Raw genomic sequence first — 14,434 nt, forward strand, 5'->3', positions numbered from 1 at the left:
ACCCGTCCTTCCATCCATGCTCATGATGGTGATTGGAACGAGAAGGAGAGACCTTTCGATCCCTCCTTCCTTTGCCAAGACATTTCCGGTCTAGAAGATGTCGAAATCCGCCGCCTTGAGAAGAGGCTTGTTCGTGAATTGAGCGATCAGGACCTTCGTTCCGCTGCCGTTGGCATCGGCATCGTAGTAGAGATTACCAGTCTTCCGATTATAGATGAGGTAATCGTTCGAGTCCCGCGCGTCGGTTCCCAAGCGAAGCTCACCGTTGCTGACCGATGAGCCGAGCTTCTTGAAGTACCGGTCGTCCAGCGCAATGGTATCGTCCTGACGGCGGAAGTCGGTGATTTTATCCCAGTTCGTGCTCCTGTTCGGCCTTGTGTCGAAGAAAAACGTGTCCTGACCTTCGTTCCCGGTAAGGACATCACGGCCCGTGCCGCCGTGAATTTCGTCATTCCCGGCGAGGCCGCTGATCGTGTCGTTGCCGCCAAGCCCGAATATTTCATTGTCCAGTGCATTGCCGACCAGAACATTCGGCCCGTCGTCTCCACGGATAACTGCTTCAAGAGGTGGCTGCGGTTGAGTAGGCGGCTGCGGTTTATCCAGTGGAGGCGGCGGGGCGGCGGGGGCGGGTCGCCAGGCTGCTGATCGACCATCAGTTGGAACCTAACGGATTGCCCGCTTGTTCCGTTCGGAGCCGCGGAGGCATCCTCCCAGGTGACCATGTATGAGTTGTTTGCGCCTGCCGCGATCTGGGAGTTCTGCTGATCGCTCGTGGTGGTCGTGTTGACTACGTTGTCCTGAGCATCGGAAGCCGTGCCGTCGGCGTGAAATGCTCGGGTGCGTATGTCTTTGGTTGCCCCGCTGGCATCCGTCCAGGAAACGGCGAAGCCGCCGCCGGACAGGGCCACCACGTCGGAATCATTCTGTTCGCCGGCCGTGGTCGTGTTGACTTGGAAGCTGCTGCCTTGAGCGATACCATTCGCGTCGAAGATGCGAGCGAAGATGGCAGAACTCGACGTGTCGTTCTTCGAAAGGCTTGTATCTGTCCAGGTGACGACGAAGTTGCCATTTTTCAGCGTGGTGACGGATGCTTCAGTTTGATCCCCATTGCCGGCATTGGCTGGCATGTCCACTGCATTGACAAGCTGCACGTCGCGGGCCTGTGTGCCATCGGAATTGAAGATCGCGGCCCTCAGACCAAACGTTCCGTCTACGTCCGTCCCATAGGTGTTCGGGTTGGTATTGACCGGGGAGTCCGTCGACCAGACCAAGACAGTGCGATTGTTCGCCAGATCGGTAATCGCCGAATCCTTCTGGCTATAAACGTCGTTAATGGATGTGAGCGGAATGTTGAAACTTAAAGGTTTCCCAGTCCCATCATAGCGGACCACATTGATGTCACGATAAGTAAGACCATCGACCCAGCTATCAAACGCAACCGCATAGCTGCCATCGGCGTGAGTGGTCACTTCGGGATTGAAGTCATACGTGGAAGGATTGGCGTGCGTGACCTGAGCGGCGGTCACTCTCTCGACGCCCGTGGGAAGGATGACGGAGTGAAAAACGCGCACTGTCCCTAATTCACTTTGTGTCCAAGCATAAGCAATGTCGGTCGTGCTGCGAAACTGATCGAGAGCGACCTCATAACTGTCGATGGTCGATACGCTTTCAACGTTAAACGCAGTCCCCGGATTTGATCCGACGACTTGCGACCGTGTATCCCGTAAGGAACCCGAACTGGTATCGGACCACGCGACGGCAAAACGCCCATCTGAGAGATTCGTGATTGCGGGATCACTGAATAACCCACCACTCGTGTTCTGGACGGTCAATTCGCTACCAACTTTCTGGATAGCCATCGTTTCCTCCTATGAACCAGGGAGTAGTGCACGAGTGCTGCAAGTTCTCATGACAGAGATACTATACCTAAGATGATGAAATTTTGCTTTTGTGCAGCATCGGCAAATAAAATTTATTTTATTAGCCTCAAACTGTCAAAGAAAAACCTTTTAACTTCATGTTATATTGGATTGAATATATTCAGTACTACCCATTGATGGATAGTAAAACTGAGTTATTATTGGAATATGTGTGGAGAAATTACTTTAATAACGTTCAATTCTATGGAGGTGGCTTTCGCCAGCCTGGTGCCGGCCATGGCGTGACGGGATGTCGTCCCCGATGCAGGACGTGCGGAGCGATGGATCCCTTCCGCTGGGTTGCCGAGTCATTGCCGGAATGGCATCGGCGAATTGCTATCGCCGCCGCTCCGCCAGCCAGATGCCGCCGAGCACGAGGGCCAGTCCGATCGCGTGGTAGAGGGCGAAGGGTTCGCCGAGCAGGACCACGGCGAGCAGGGCGCCGAACACCGGCACCAGGTTGACGAAAAGCCCCGCCCGGGCCGGGCCGATCAGCTCCACGCCGCGGATGAAGAAGATCTGCGAGAGCAGAGAGGGCAGGAGCGCGACATAGAGAAGGATGAGCCAGCCCTTGGGCGTGGGGAATTGTGCGGTCCCCTGGAGCATCTCCACGCCGACCAGGGGCAGGGAGCTGGCGAAGGCCACGACGGCCATGGCGGCGAAGAACACGAGGCCCGGCATCTGCGGACGATAGCGCAGACCCAGCGTGTAGACCGAATAGAACACGCAGGCGATCAGCATCCACACGTCACCGATATTGATCGCCAGCGTCTTCAGGATCTCCCAGTCGGCTTTGACCGAGACCGTGATCACGCCGATCAGCGTCACGATCATGCCGATGATCTGGAGCGGGATCACGCGGGCGCGGAAGACGGCGATCATGCCGATGAGCACGAAGACGGGGATCGAGCCCTGGAAGATGGTGAGATTGACCGCGCTGGTGTGGTGGGCGGCGGCATAGAACAGGGCGTTGAAGGCGGTGAAGCCGGACACGCCCATGACGAGCGTGAAGAGCCACCGCTCCTTGAACTTTTCCCGCTCGGCCACGAGCTGCCGCCCCACGAGCGGCATCAGGATCGCCACCACGACCACCCAGCGCAGGCAGGTCAGCACCATGGGCGAGACCTCGCCGATGGCGAGCCGGCCGGCGATGCCGTTGCCCGCCCACATGAGCGTGGTGAGGACCAAAAGCAAATAGGCCTGCCCCCAGAACCCTTGCCGCAGCGATTGCAGAAATTTCATCGGAGGGTGGACCTTATTGCGCTTGCCGCCCTGCGCCGTTCGGCTAAACCGGCACGCAAGAAAGCGGGTGACACGCATGGGCTTAAGGTTTCTGGTGGTCGAGGGCAATACGCGGGGCGCAAGGCAGGCCCATAGGGAAGCCTATGGACTCATGCCGTCGGAATCCTATGCGGCGGTGATTCAGGCCATCGCGGGCGAGGCTGTCTGCGACATCGCCTTCCCGGCGGACCCGGGGGCCAACCTGCCGGATGCGGCCGGGCTCGAATCCTATGACGGCATCGTGCTGACCGGCTCGCACCTGAACATCTACGACCGCACGCCCGATATCCTGAGCCAGATCGACCTGATGCGGGCAATCTATGCGTCCCGCACCCCATCCTTCGGCTCCTGCTGGGGCCTGCAGGTGGCGGCCGTCGCGGCCGACGGGGACGTGCGGCCCAACCCGCTCGGGCGCGAGGTGGGGCTGGCCCGCAGGATCACGGCCACCGAGGCGGGCCGGGAGCATCCCCTGCTCGCGGGGCGGCCCGCGGCCTATGACGCGCCGGCCATTCATCTCGACATGGTGACGGCCCTGCCGGACGACTGCACGGTGCTCGCCGGCAATGCGGTGTCCCCGGTCCAGGCCGCCGAGATCCGCCAGGACGGGGGCGTGTTCTGGGGCGTGCAGTATCACCCCGAGTTCTCGTTGGGCGAACTGGCCGTCATCCTGGGCCGCCGGACCGAGATCCTGGTGAGGGAAGGCTTCTGCCGGACCGCCGAGGACGCCGTGGCTTATGCGCAGGACCTGAGCGCCCTCGACAGGGATCCCGCCCGCTTCGATCTCGCCTGGCGCCACGGCATCGACGCGGAGGTCCTCGATCCGCAGCGTCGCACCCGAGAGATCCGGAACTTCATCGAGCACCGCGTGAGGGCGGAGAGGAGCGCGCGCGGTCGAGCCTGAGGCGCGCCGACGTCGTCCGCTCGCAAACGCATCCGGAGATTGGTCGGCGCGCACATTACGGAACCTTCACTTGTGCTTCCACCCGGCCGGCACGATCATGGCGTTTCCTGTGCCCGGAGCCGAATCCCTCCCATGAGCAAGTCCCTGTTGTTGCGTCTGCACCGGTGGGTGGCTTTGACATTCGCCTTGCCGCTGCTGGCCGTCATCGCGACCGGCCTGATTCTCTCCTTCGAACCCATCGTGGTGCAGAGCGCCATCGAGCCCGGATCCGTCTCGGTGCAAACCGTCGAAGGATTGCTCCAGCGGTACGACCCGCAGGGCACGGCGCGCGCGATCGTCCTGCGACCGAACGAAAACACGCTGACGGTCAACGGCGTGCAGCCCGGCGGAAGCGTGACGCTCGACCTCAGGACCGGCGAACCCGTGGCCCGGACGACGCGCTCGCTCTCCGACATGTTCGGAACGGCGCGCCAGATCCATGAACACCTGCTTCTCAGGGCCGGTTGGCTCGTAACGGCCTCGACGATGGCCATGCTGGCGCTCATCGCGCTCGGAATATTTATGGGCTGGCCAAGGCTGCGCAACACGCTGCCGGGCTGGCACAAGGGTGTGGGCTGGTTCCTGCTGCCGCTCGTGATCCTCAGCCCGCTGACCGGTCTCCTCCTGGCTTTCGGCATCTCTCTGGCGCCTGCTCCAGCACCCGCCAGCGCCTCCGGGCCGCCTCTGCCCCTGCGTGAGGCGGTGCGCGTCCTCGCGGTCGAACACGACCTGTCGTCTCTGAGCTGGATCCGGCCCCTCGGCCGCAACCTCGTGGCCCGCGTGGCCGAGGACGGGGAGATGAGGACATATGCCCTCAACCGCGAGGGGGCCGTTCCCATGGCCCGCAGTTGGCCGCGCCTCATCCATGAGGGCAACTGGGGCGGCTCCGCCCTCGCCATCCTGAATCTCGTCACGTCGGTGGCGCTCCTGGGGCTTCTGCTCAGCGGAAGCTGGATCTGGCTGCGCCGCCAGCTGCGCCGCTCGTCCGGCCGGCAACGGGTCGCGAAGACGACCTGATGATGGAGCGGGTGCCGTGAAAGCTATGTTATGTTCTCACTTTGTTCTTGACAGGGCGGATAACCTTGGCTATATCGTTGCCCTAGATCTGCTCTGACGAGGGGCGCGCTCGCGAGGCGTCGCAAGAGTGAGAGCAGGCACGGTCCCGCCGCAGGTCTCGCAATCCTGTGGTCGCGGGAGGTCGACCTTGGGGGCTCCCCAGCTGGTCCACCTGAAAAGAACCGTGCGTGACGAGCAGTTCGGCTCTCACATTCACCCCTAGAGAGCGAGCCGGGCTGCCCGACGCGCCACCCTCGAACCCTGAAAGGCTCGCAGCGCAAGCTGCGGGCCCCAAGGGGCTGGAATTTTCGCTCAATGACCCCGCTTCACATCCGCCAGGGCACGGCCGAGGGCGTCGGCGAGGGTCTCCCGCTCCGGCGGGGACAGGTCGCGGGCGATCTCCACGTGCTCGTTGCGGAAGCGCAGGGAGAGGTGCTGCAAGCCGTATTCGTCGTCGATCTCGCGGTCGATGCGGGTCCAGACCGGGTTGAACTGCCAGTCCTTCACGTCGCCGCGCGGACTCACCTTGCGGAACAGAAGGCGGATCGGCGTGAGCTCCAGAAGCTCGAAGGCTTGGCCCTGGCGGTAGCTGACCCGGAAGGCGATGTAGAGGCCCAGGAAATCGAGGCCGAAGAAGCCGGCCACCGGCCAGAAGCCCATGATCACGAAAGGCAGGCTCGCCACGACCGACGTGAGGCAGACCAGCACCATCAGGGTCTTGAAGCCCTGCGGGCTCAAGGACCGGTGCGGGCGAATCACGGCCGAGAAGACCGGCCGCTCGAACCTTTCGTTCTCGCTGTATGGTGCCTTGCCGCTTGCCATGCCTCAAGTATAACGCAGAAATGTCCGATCTGAAGCCATCCCCCCGCCGTATCGCCAAGGCAAATTCGAGCTCGAAATCGAAACCGGCCGTTCCGGCGAAGACTGTCGGGAAAGCGATTCGCGCGCGCCGCCCGAAGCCCGTCGACCGGGCGACGATGGTCGAGGTGTTCCGGCGCCTGCACGCGGCCAATCCGGAGCCCAAGGGCGAGCTGGATTACACCAATCCCTACACGCTGCTGGTCGCCGTGGCGCTCTCGGCGCAATCGACCGATGTCGGGGTCAACAAGGCGACCCGGAACCTTTTTCCCGTCGCCGACACGCCGCAGAAGATGCTCGATCTCGGCGAGGAGGGCCTGCGCGAGCACATCAGGACGCTCAATTTCTACAACACGAAGGCGAAGAACGTCATCGCGGCGGCGAGGCGCCTCGTGGACGAGTTCGGCGGCAAGGTGCCGAATTCCGTCGAGGTGCTGGAAACCCTGCCGGGCGTCGGACGCAAGACCGCGAGCGTCGTGGTCAACATCGCCTTCAAGGATCCGCGCATCGCCGTCGATACGCATATCTTCCGCGTCACCAACCGGATCCCGCTTGCAATCACCAGGACGCCCCTGGAAACCCAGGTCGCGCTCGAAGCCCTCATTCCGGACGAGTTCCGGCTTCACGCCCATCACTGGCTGATCCTGCACGGCCGCTACATCTGCAAGGCTCGCCGGCCCGAATGCTGGCGCTGCCCGATCAACGACCTGTGCCGTTATCCGGACAAGACGATTCCGTAGAGCATCGGACGCAGAAGCGGGAACCAGCCGGACTCACGTCGCCCAAGAACGCTCTAGATCGGAACGCCCGTGGGCTTGAGGCAGCGCGGTGCAGCCGGCACGCACGCAATGCCTGGCGTCGAGCAGGCAAGACCCTCGGGCGCGCGGCGGCAGACGACGCACTCGTCGGTCCACTCGGAACAGGCAGGCCCGCCCGGAGGTCCACCGTCCGTCGCAGGCTGCGGGCCGAGGCCGGCCCCGGCGATCACGGCGAGGAGCACGACCAGCAGGGCGGTCGCGATGGACAGGGTGACCGCAAGGGCCTCGTCGCGCGACGGCATCGATCAGCCGTAGACGATCAGGCCGGCAAGGCCCGCGGCGCCCACGATGATGCGCCAATAGGCGAACGGCGTGAAGCCGTGCCGGGACACGTAATCCAGGAACAGCTTCACCACGACGAGCGCCGCCAGGAAGGCGGATACGAAGCCTGCCCCGATGATCACGGCGTCGTTGGCGGAGAGGAACTTGTAGTTCTTCAGCAGATCGTAGGCGAAGGCGCCGGCCATGGTCGGCATGGCGAGGAAGAACGAGAACTCGGCCGCGGCGCGCTTCGAGGCGCCCATCAGCATGGCGCCCACGATGGTGGCGCCCGAGCGTGAGACGCCCGGGACCATGGCGGCGCATTGGATGAGACCGATCTTGAAATACATCGACAGGGGGAAGCGGGTTGCGTCGGTCTTGGTCGCTTCGAGCGGCATGCGGTCGATGGCGATGAGCACGAAGCCGCCGACGATCAGGGTCATGCAGACGATCCAGGGATCGAACAGCACCTCCTTGATGAATCCGTGGAGCAGGGCTCCGATCACGGCGGCAGGCAGGAAGGCCACAAGGACGCCGATGACGAAATGGCGCGCCATCGGGTCGTGCGGCAGGGCCTTGGCGATGGTCCAGAGCTTGTTGAAATAGACGGACAGGATCGCCAGGATCGCGCCGAGCTGGATCAGGACCTCGAAGGTCTTGCCCGTGGATTCGAAACCGAGGAAATGGCCCACGAGAAGCAGGTGGCCGGTGGAGGAGACCGGAAGGAATTCCGTCAGACCTTCGATGAGGCCGAGAAAGAGCGCCTCGATAATTTGGGACATCGTTGAAAATCCTGAAAACGGCGCCAGATGCGGGAGCACGTCGTGTCTGTCAAGCAAGGTTTGCGCCGCCGTCGTAGCCCTTTTGCATCACAGACATGAGATTCACCAATATTCCTTACCAACCCTTAACGAAGCACGGCCTTATTCTCGCCGCCTGTTTCGCGTCACTCATAGATTCATGGCCATCCTGCATTCTTATCCGTTCTGCCCGCAGTCGCGGTTCGCGCGTCTTATTTTCGCGGAGCTCGGCCTTGAGCCGGATATGATCGAGGAGAAGCCGTGGGATCGGCGCATTCCCTTTCTGGAGATCAACCCGGCCGGAAATCTGCCGCTCTTGATCGACGATAACGGACTTGCCGTCGCAGGCCCATTAAGCCTTGCGGAGTATCTCGACGAGACCCGGGGAGAGGACCTGCGGGATCGGCGCTTCCTGCCCCGGGACCTTGCGCAGAGGGTCGAGGTCCGCCGCCTGCTCGATTGGTTTCTGGTCAAGTTCCACGGCGAGGTCTCGGATTACCTTGCCACGGAAAAGATCTATAAGCGCTTCATGCCCATGGATCTGGGAGGCGGTCCGCCGGACATGGGCGCGATTCGCGCCGCCCAGACCAATGTGCGATACCATCTCAAATATATCGGTTTTCTGATTTCCGCGCGGAATTGGCTGGCCGGCGACCAGATGACCTATGCGGATCTGGCGGCGGCGGCCCATCTGTCGGTAGTGGATTATCTCGGCGACGTGCCATGGGACGAGGACGAAACAGCGAAGCATTGGTACGCCAGGATCAAGTCCCGGCCGTCCTTTCGCGCACTCCTCGCGGACCGGGTGCCGGGGATGGCGCCGGCGGGGCATTACGACGACCTGGACTTTTAGACGGAGAGGCGCTGAAACGCGCCTTCGTCGAACGGGCCAGGGCGCTCGGCTTCGACACGATCCGCATCGCCCGGCCCGATGCGATCCCGCTGGCCCCCGAACGGCTCAAGGCCTGGCTGGATGCGGGGCATCACGGATCGATGGAGTGGATGGCGGAAACCGCCGAACGCCGCGCCGATCCGCGAGCCCTATGGTCCGAGGTGCGCAGCATCATCCTGCTCGGGCTGAACTACGGCCCCGCCGAGAACCCGTTGGCCGAACTGGCGCGGACGGATCGGGGATACATATCCGTCTATGCCCGCAACCGCGACTATCACGACGTCATCAAGGGGAAACTCAAGGAGGCGGCAGGTTTTCTCGCCTCCAAGGCATCGTCGGACGTGAAGGTCTTCGTCGATACGGCACCGGTCATGGAGAAGCCGCTCGCGGAGGCGGCGGGCCTCGGCTGGCAGGGCAAGCACACGGTCGTGGTCTCGCGCGAGTTCGGTGACTGGCTGTTCCTGGGCGCCATCTTCACCACGGCGGAGCTTCCGGCCGACGCGCCGGAGCGGGACCATTGCGGCACGTGCCGCCGCTGCCTCGACGTCTGCCCGACGAACGCCTTTCCCGCACCCTATCAGCTCGATGCCCGGCGCTGCATCTCGTATCTGACCATCGAGCACAAGGGGCACATCCCGGCGGAGCTGCGCCCCGGCATCGGCAACCGGATCTTCGGCTGCGACGATTGCCTCGCCGTCTGCCCGTGGAACAAGTTCGCGCAAGCAGGGCGCGAGGCCCGGCTGGTGCAGCGGGAGGATCTCGCGGCGCTGCCGCTGAAGGAGCTGGCGCGGCTCGACGATCCGGGCTTCCGCGCCCGCTTCGCCGGGACCCCGATCAAGCGCACCGGCCGCGACCGCTTCGTCCGCAACGTGCTCATCGCCATCGGCAATTCACGGGATGTCGCCCTGGCCGACGAAGCCCTGCGCCTCCTCGACGATGCCTCTCCGCTCGTGCGGGCGATGGCGGTCTGGGCCCTTGCACATCTGCTCCCGCCTGAGGCCGTGGCCATGCATGCCGAAGGGCGGCTGGAGCGTGAGGGCGATCCGGACGTACGCGAGGAATGGCGGCGGGGGATGACGGGAAGCGAGGCGGTGGCCTAACCGGCTCCGACTCCGAGACGCTACGCCGCATACCGGTTCGCAGCCGGGCCGAAATGGTCGATATAGCGCGGGTTGATCGCCGAGACGGGCAGGATGACGAGCACGTCCGTGGTGCCGAACTGCCGGTCGATCACCGCTCCCGTGCCGAAGGTTGCGCCCAGGCGCAGATAGCCCTTGATCAGGGGCGGCAGGGCATGGAGCGCGGCCTTGGGATCGACGGCCTCCTTCGGCAGGATATCCATCGCCGTGAAGCGCTCCGGCAGCGCACGGGCCTGCCACTGGGCGGGGGCGGGCGCGTAATGGTGCAGGAAGCTCAAGGGAAGCGCCAAGTCCCGCGGCTCGGTACCCTCGAGACTGGCGCAGCCCATCATCACATCGATGCGGTGATGGAGCACGTATGCCCAGATGCCGTGCCAGAGGAGTTCGACCGTGCGCTTGTTGCGATAGGGTTCGAGCACGCAGGAGCGGCCGAGTTCGAGGAAGCGCAGGTCCGGATGCGCCTTGAGCAGGGGCGCGATGTCGTATTCGCCCCGGGTGTAGAAGCCGCCGTGGCGGTGGGCGACGTCCTGGCGCAAAAGGCGATAGGTGCCCACCACTTTCGGTTTTGCCGCGCGAAAGGGTTTCGGCTTCACGTCATGATCGAGCACGAGAAGATGGTCGCAGAGGGCGTCATAGGCATCCACGTCCCGGCGCGAGATCAAGGCGGCCCCGCTGGGTGAGGCCGACATCTCCTCGTAGAAGACCTTGAAGCGCAGGCGCTGGGCGCGGCGGATCTCCCGCGCCGTCGTGGCGAGACGCACCTCCAGCGAACCGATGCGGCCGAGCACCGGATCGAGGCTGCCGTAATCGCGGACGATCCTGTCGGTGCCGGGAATGAGCTTGGTCAAGCCGTGCGGGCGCAGCCCCGATATGGCTGGAAAAGCTGCCGTCTCTTTCGACGGAGAGATATTCATCGCTGCCTCACGGGATCGTGCCTCGGATGCCGGCTCAAGCTTGGCCTGTACGGCCCCCATGACATAAAACCCATTCCAAACTGTTTTGTGACAGAAAACATAAATGTCCCGCTGGAAAATATCGAGGTCAGATCGAATTCCGCAGAGGTCGGAGCAGGCCGCCCGCCTGTTCACGCTGCCGCGGGGCGACGGTCCGAATGGGCGCGGTACGACAGGGCTTCGGCCACGTGAATCCGCCTTACGCGCTCCTCGCCGTCGAGGTCGGCAAGGGTGCGGCCCACCTTCAGCACGCGATGAAACCCGCGCGCCGACAGACGCATGGTGTTGGCGGCGTCGCGGATGAGGGCCAGTCCCTCCGGGTCTGGCTGCGCCACCTCTTCCAGAAGCGCGGGTGGGCAGGCCGCATTGGTGGCGATGCCGTCGAGGCCGAGGGCGGCGTAGCGCTTCGCCTGCCGCTCGCGGGCCCGAGCGACGCGGGCCGCGACCTCGGCCGATCCTTCCGCGGGTGAGGGCAAGATCAGGTCGGCGGCCGTGACGGCCGGAACGTCGATGGCGAGGTCGATGCGGTCGAGGAGCGGGCCCGAGAGCCGCGCCTGATATTGCGCGACGCAGCGCTCGTTGGGCTGGCGGCGGCAGACATAGCCTGGCTCGGTGGCCTGCCCGCAACGGCAGGGATTCATGGCGGCAACGAGCTGAAACCGTGCCGGATATGTCACCCGATGGTTGGCCCGGGCGATCAGGATCTCGCCGGCTTCCAGCGGCTGGCGCAGCGAATCGAGCACCTGGGGCTGGAACTCCGGCAGCTCGTCGAGGAAGAGGACCCCATGATGGGCGAGCGACACCTCGCCCGGACGGGCATTGAGGCCGCCGCCGACGAGCGCCGCCATGGAGGCTGAATGGTGAGGCGCCCGGAACGGGCGGCGGTTGGACAAGGCGCCGTCGGCCAGGAGCCCCGCGACCGACTGGATCATCGAGACCTCCAGCAATTCCCGCGGCGAGAGCGGCGGCAGGATGGAGGGAAGACGCTGCGCGAGCATGGACTTTCCGGCCCCGGGCGGACCGTTCATCAGGAGGTTGTGCGATCCGGCGGCCGCGATCTCCAATGTCCGCTTGGCGCTTTCCTGGCCCTTGATGTCGCGCAGGTCGGGCAGGGGCCCCGACGCGGGCATGAGGGCCGGCTCAGGCCGCGCCATCACCTGCGTGCCCTTGAAGTGGTTCGCGAGCTGGATCAGGGAGCGGGGCGCCAGGATGTCGATGTCGCTGCCGGCCCAGGCGGCCTCCGACCCGCAGGCTTCCGGGCAGATCAGCCCGTGCTCGCGCTCATAGGCCGCCATGGCGGCCGGCAGGGCGCCGGCCACCGCCGTGATGGAGCCGTCGAGGGCCAGCTCGCCCAGGACGGTGAAGCCGTTGAGGGCATCCGCCGGAATGGCCCCTATGGCCGCCATGACGCCGAGCGCAATCGGGAGATCGTAGTGGCTGCCTTCCTTCGGCAGGTCGGCGGGGGCGAGGTTGATCGTGATTCGTTTCGCCGGCAGGGCCAGACCTGAGGCGATCAAGGCGGAGCGGACCCGCTCGCGGGATTCCGCCACCGCCTTGTCGGGCAGACCGACGATCATGAAGACGACGGAGCCGGGCGTGATCTGAACCTGCACATCGACCGCACGCGCCTCGATTCCCTCGAACGCAACAGTGGAAACGCGCGTAACCATCTCCCGACCTCCTTGAGAGATCCGATGTTAGCGCGGCGTTTCGAAACGCGATAGTGTTGCGACAATTATTCGGCCGGAACGGTGCGACTCGATGCTGCAAAGGCGGAACCCTGCCGTCGCCGTCGCGTTGAGTCCCACTATGTCGCGAGCCGCATCTCGGACAACTCGCGTGGCGCAAGGGTTCTATCATCGACGGGGCAGTTCCTGACATGGGACGGTTAATCTTCTTGAGCGGGCCGGAAGGGCGGCGCTGTGAGTTCCTACGTGGCGTTCTGAAATCGTAATGTTGGCCGAATCCCCCATATCCTCTTCGGGCCGAACGGCAGACCTCCCGGATGCCCCTGTGAGGGCAGCCTTCCAATCCCTGCTCATGCCTGTCCTGATGGTGGATCCGCATCGTGAGAATGCGCCTGTCGCCTTCGCCAATCGGGCTCTGCTCGACCTGACAGGTTACTCTCAGGAGGAGCTATCCGGCCGGAGCTGGCATCTCCTTCACATGCCGGGCTCCGGCGTGGACGCCTTGACCGCCATCGACGCCGCGACGCAGGCCGGAGAGGCGCTCGAGACTGGATTCGTCGGGCGCCGGAAGGACGGCGCCGCGTTCGAATGCACCCTGGCCCTCTCTCCCGTTCGTGACGAGGCCGGCCGCCTTCGATGGGCCACCCTCGTGCTGACCGGGATCGGATCGGTGCCAGATCCTCACCGGGACGTCACCGCGGCGAGCTGGGATCTGGAGGAGCAGGTCGAGCGCCGGACCAAGGCGCTCCAGGCGGCCCTCAACCGGAGGACGGCACTGCTCCACGAGGTCGAGCATCGGATCAAGAATACCCTCCAGATGACCGCGTCCCTGGTCCTCCTGAAAGCCCGCCGTTTGCGGGATCCGGAGGCACGGAAGGTTCTGCAGGAAACCGCCGAGCGGGTCAGCGCACTCTCGGCGGCCCACCGGCTTCTCTCCGCGTCGGGGGATGCCGGCCGGTTCAACCTGCAGGAGTTTACCGCGGAGCTGGCCGGGGAGCTGGTCACGGCACTGCCCAAGGGACAGGTCGACCTTGACCTGGACATCCAGCCTCTCGGCGTTCCGGCCCCTAAGGCGACCGCGCTGGCGCTTCTCCTGAACGAGCTGATCGGCAACGCCGTTAAGCATGCCTTCCCAAATGGCCGCCGGGGCCGATTGACAATTGAGATCGGACGGGCGGAAAACGGCCTCAAAATCGCCGTCGAGGACGATGGCGTCGGCCTCGATCACGCTCCCGCGACCGAGGGCAGTTTCGGAAAAACCTTGATCACGATGTTGGTCCAACAGTTGAAGGGGCAGTTGACTTGGCGCGATCAGAAGCCAGGTACACGTGCTGAAATCGCGATGCCCGTCGACGCGCAGGAGATGAAGTTTGAGTAGCGAGAAGCCGTTGCGCATCCTCATTGTCGAGGATGAAATCCTGATCGCTCTCGAGCTCGAAAGCCTTCTGCAGGATCTGGGACACGAGGTCGTCGGGATGGCCGCATCGTCCGAAGAGGCTCTGTCCCTCGGCCAGAAGCTCCGGCCCGACCTCGCTTTCGTCGATGTTCATCTGGCGGACGGGCCGACCGGCGTCGATGTGGCGCGCAGCCTCTCGGCGAACCATCGGGTCACGGTGCTGTTCATGACGGCAAACGCCAAGCGGATCCCCGAGGATTTCGCCGGGGCCCGGGGCGTCATCGCCAAGCCCTATACGGAGCGCGGCGTCCGCGAAGCCCTGAGCTATGTCATGGCCGGCCATCTCCGCGATCCCGACGAGGCCCGAACGGTGACCTTCGTCCCTTTCGGCGCCGCCTCTCGGGAGCGTAGTTCCCAGGTCTCCTGACGCTGC

At 64.1% G+C, this 14,434-nt stretch carries 15 protein-coding genes; 7 read left to right on the forward strand and 8 right to left on the reverse strand.

Translation table 11 applies throughout. The features are described 5' to 3' along the window. Positions 1 to 90 precede the first annotated feature (90 nt). The gene (locus H0S73_RS26330; RefSeq protein ID WP_181054267.1) at positions 91 to 603 is read right to left on the reverse strand and encodes a M10 family metallopeptidase C-terminal domain-containing protein; all 513 of its coding nucleotides are present in this window, start codon (positions 601 to 603) and stop codon (positions 91 to 93) included. Positions 604 to 2,255: 1,652 nt separating this feature from the next. Continuing rightward, positions 2,256 to 3,161 carry a DMT family transporter gene (locus H0S73_RS07010; protein ID WP_181051475.1) on the reverse strand — a complete coding sequence of 302 codons (906 nt, stop codon included), beginning with the start codon at positions 3,159 to 3,161 and terminating at the stop codon, positions 2,256 to 2,258. A gap of 76 nt (positions 3,162 to 3,237) precedes the next feature. Between H0S73_RS07010 and H0S73_RS07015 the strand changes: the two genes are divergently transcribed. Together H0S73_RS07015 and H0S73_RS07020 are read left to right on the forward strand one after the other, a co-directional pair. Beyond that, entirely contained in the window at positions 3,238 to 4,101 is an 864-nt protein-coding gene (locus H0S73_RS07015) for a type 1 glutamine amidotransferase (protein ID WP_181051476.1), read from the forward strand. A gap of 132 nt (positions 4,102 to 4,233) precedes the next feature. Further along, positions 4,234 to 5,157: a PepSY-associated TM helix domain-containing protein gene (locus H0S73_RS07020; RefSeq protein ID WP_181051477.1), complete on the forward strand. Its 924-nt coding sequence runs from the start codon at positions 4,234 to 4,236 to the stop codon at positions 5,155 to 5,157. Between the two features lie 351 nt (positions 5,158 to 5,508). On the opposite strand, the gene H0S73_RS07025 is transcribed toward H0S73_RS07020, so the two are convergent. Further along, positions 5,509 to 6,018, reverse strand: a complete 510-nt coding sequence (locus H0S73_RS07025) for a DUF2244 domain-containing protein (RefSeq protein ID WP_181051478.1) — start codon at positions 6,016 to 6,018, stop codon at positions 5,509 to 5,511. 20 nt (positions 6,019 to 6,038) lie between these two features. On the opposite strand from H0S73_RS07025, the gene nth reads away from it, so the two are divergent. Next, positions 6,039 to 6,794 carry an endonuclease III gene (gene nth / locus H0S73_RS07030; RefSeq protein WP_181051479.1) on the forward strand — a complete coding sequence of 252 codons (756 nt, stop codon included), beginning with the start codon at positions 6,039 to 6,041 and terminating at the stop codon, positions 6,792 to 6,794. 53 nt (positions 6,795 to 6,847) lie between these two features. On the opposite strand, the gene H0S73_RS07035 is transcribed toward nth, so the two are convergent. Then, positions 6,848 to 7,114, reverse strand: coding sequence for a hypothetical protein (locus H0S73_RS07035; RefSeq protein ID WP_181051480.1), 267 nt, complete (start codon positions 7,112 to 7,114; stop codon positions 6,848 to 6,850). A 3-nt stretch (positions 7,115 to 7,117) separates the two neighbouring features. Continuing rightward, positions 7,118 to 7,915, reverse strand: a complete 798-nt coding sequence (locus H0S73_RS07040) for an undecaprenyl-diphosphate phosphatase (RefSeq protein ID WP_181051481.1) — start codon at positions 7,913 to 7,915, stop codon at positions 7,118 to 7,120. 178 nt (positions 7,916 to 8,093) lie between these two features. Between H0S73_RS07040 and H0S73_RS07045 the strand changes: the two genes are divergently transcribed. Continuing rightward, positions 8,094 to 8,786 carry a glutathione S-transferase family protein gene (locus H0S73_RS07045; protein ID WP_181051482.1) on the forward strand — a complete coding sequence of 231 codons (693 nt, stop codon included), beginning with the start codon at positions 8,094 to 8,096 and terminating at the stop codon, positions 8,784 to 8,786. Here H0S73_RS07045 and H0S73_RS26240 read toward each other — a convergent pair. Then, entirely contained in the window at positions 8,783 to 8,917 is a 135-nt protein-coding gene (locus H0S73_RS26240) for a hypothetical protein (RefSeq protein WP_343058462.1), read from the reverse strand. The genes H0S73_RS07045 and H0S73_RS26240 overlap by 4 nt on opposite strands. Here H0S73_RS26240 and queG point away from each other — a divergent pair. Next, positions 8,852 to 9,925: a tRNA epoxyqueuosine(34) reductase QueG gene (gene queG / locus H0S73_RS07050; protein ID WP_343058447.1), complete on the forward strand. Its 1,074-nt coding sequence runs from the start codon at positions 8,852 to 8,854 to the stop codon at positions 9,923 to 9,925. The genes H0S73_RS26240 and queG overlap by 66 nt on opposite strands. 20 nt (positions 9,926 to 9,945) lie before the next feature. Here queG and olsB read toward each other — a convergent pair whose 3' ends face one another. Both olsB and H0S73_RS07060 read right to left on the reverse strand, forming a co-directional pair. Next, complete coding sequence (gene olsB / locus H0S73_RS07055; RefSeq protein WP_181051483.1) at positions 9,946 to 10,878, reverse strand: l-ornithine N(alpha)-acyltransferase; 933 nt, start codon at positions 10,876 to 10,878, stop codon at positions 9,946 to 9,948. A 170-nt stretch (positions 10,879 to 11,048) separates the two neighbouring features. Continuing rightward, positions 11,049 to 12,587 carry a YifB family Mg chelatase-like AAA ATPase gene (locus tag H0S73_RS07060; RefSeq protein ID WP_181051484.1) on the reverse strand — a complete coding sequence of 513 codons (1,539 nt, stop codon included), beginning with the start codon at positions 12,585 to 12,587 and terminating at the stop codon, positions 11,049 to 11,051. Positions 12,588 to 12,930: 343 nt separating this feature from the next. On the opposite strand from H0S73_RS07060, the gene H0S73_RS07065 reads away from it, so the two are divergent. Continuing rightward, positions 12,931 to 13,983, forward strand: a complete 1,053-nt coding sequence (locus tag H0S73_RS07065) for a histidine kinase dimerization/phosphoacceptor domain -containing protein (RefSeq protein WP_181051485.1) — start codon at positions 12,931 to 12,933, stop codon at positions 13,981 to 13,983. After that, positions 13,976 to 14,428, forward strand: coding sequence for a response regulator (locus tag H0S73_RS07070; protein WP_181051486.1), 453 nt, complete (start codon positions 13,976 to 13,978; stop codon positions 14,426 to 14,428). The genes H0S73_RS07065 and H0S73_RS07070 overlap by 8 nt, the downstream gene beginning before the upstream one ends. The last annotated feature ends 6 nt before the right edge of the window (positions 14,429 to 14,434 follow it).

Source organism: Microvirga mediterraneensis (assembly GCF_013520865.1).
GTDB classification, from domain to species: Bacteria; Pseudomonadota; Alphaproteobacteria; order Rhizobiales; family Beijerinckiaceae; genus Microvirga; species Microvirga mediterraneensis.

Excerpts from the sequence above, each read along its gene's own strand:
- H0S73_RS07015 (WP_181051476.1), top strand. The coding sequence starts at position 3,238 with ATGGGCTTAAGGTTTCTGGTGGTCGAGGGCAATACGCGGGGCGCAAGG.
- nth (WP_181051479.1), top strand. The coding sequence starts at position 6,039 with ATGTCCGATCTGAAGCCATCCCCCCGCCGTATCGCCAAGGCAAATTCG.
- H0S73_RS07060 (WP_181051484.1), bottom strand. The coding sequence starts at position 12,587 with ATGGTTACGCGCGTTTCCACTGTTGCGTTCGAGGGAATCGAGGCGCGT.
- olsB (WP_181051483.1), bottom strand. The coding sequence starts at position 10,878 with ATGAATATCTCTCCGTCGAAAGAGACGGCAGCTTTTCCAGCCATATCG.
- H0S73_RS07020 (WP_181051477.1), top strand. The coding sequence starts at position 4,234 with ATGAGCAAGTCCCTGTTGTTGCGTCTGCACCGGTGGGTGGCTTTGACA.
- H0S73_RS07025 (WP_181051478.1), bottom strand. The coding sequence starts at position 6,018 with ATGGCAAGCGGCAAGGCACCATACAGCGAGAACGAAAGGTTCGAGCGG.
- H0S73_RS07045 (WP_181051482.1), top strand. The coding sequence starts at position 8,094 with ATGGCCATCCTGCATTCTTATCCGTTCTGCCCGCAGTCGCGGTTCGCG.
- H0S73_RS07035 (WP_181051480.1), bottom strand. The coding sequence starts at position 7,114 with ATGCCGTCGCGCGACGAGGCCCTTGCGGTCACCCTGTCCATCGCGACC.
- H0S73_RS07040 (WP_181051481.1), bottom strand. The coding sequence starts at position 7,915 with ATGTCCCAAATTATCGAGGCGCTCTTTCTCGGCCTCATCGAAGGTCTG.
- H0S73_RS07010 (WP_181051475.1), bottom strand. The coding sequence starts at position 3,161 with ATGAAATTTCTGCAATCGCTGCGGCAAGGGTTCTGGGGGCAGGCCTAT.
- H0S73_RS26240 (WP_343058462.1), bottom strand. The coding sequence starts at position 8,917 with ATGCCCCGCATCCAGCCAGGCCTTGAGCCGTTCGGGGGCCAGCGGGAT.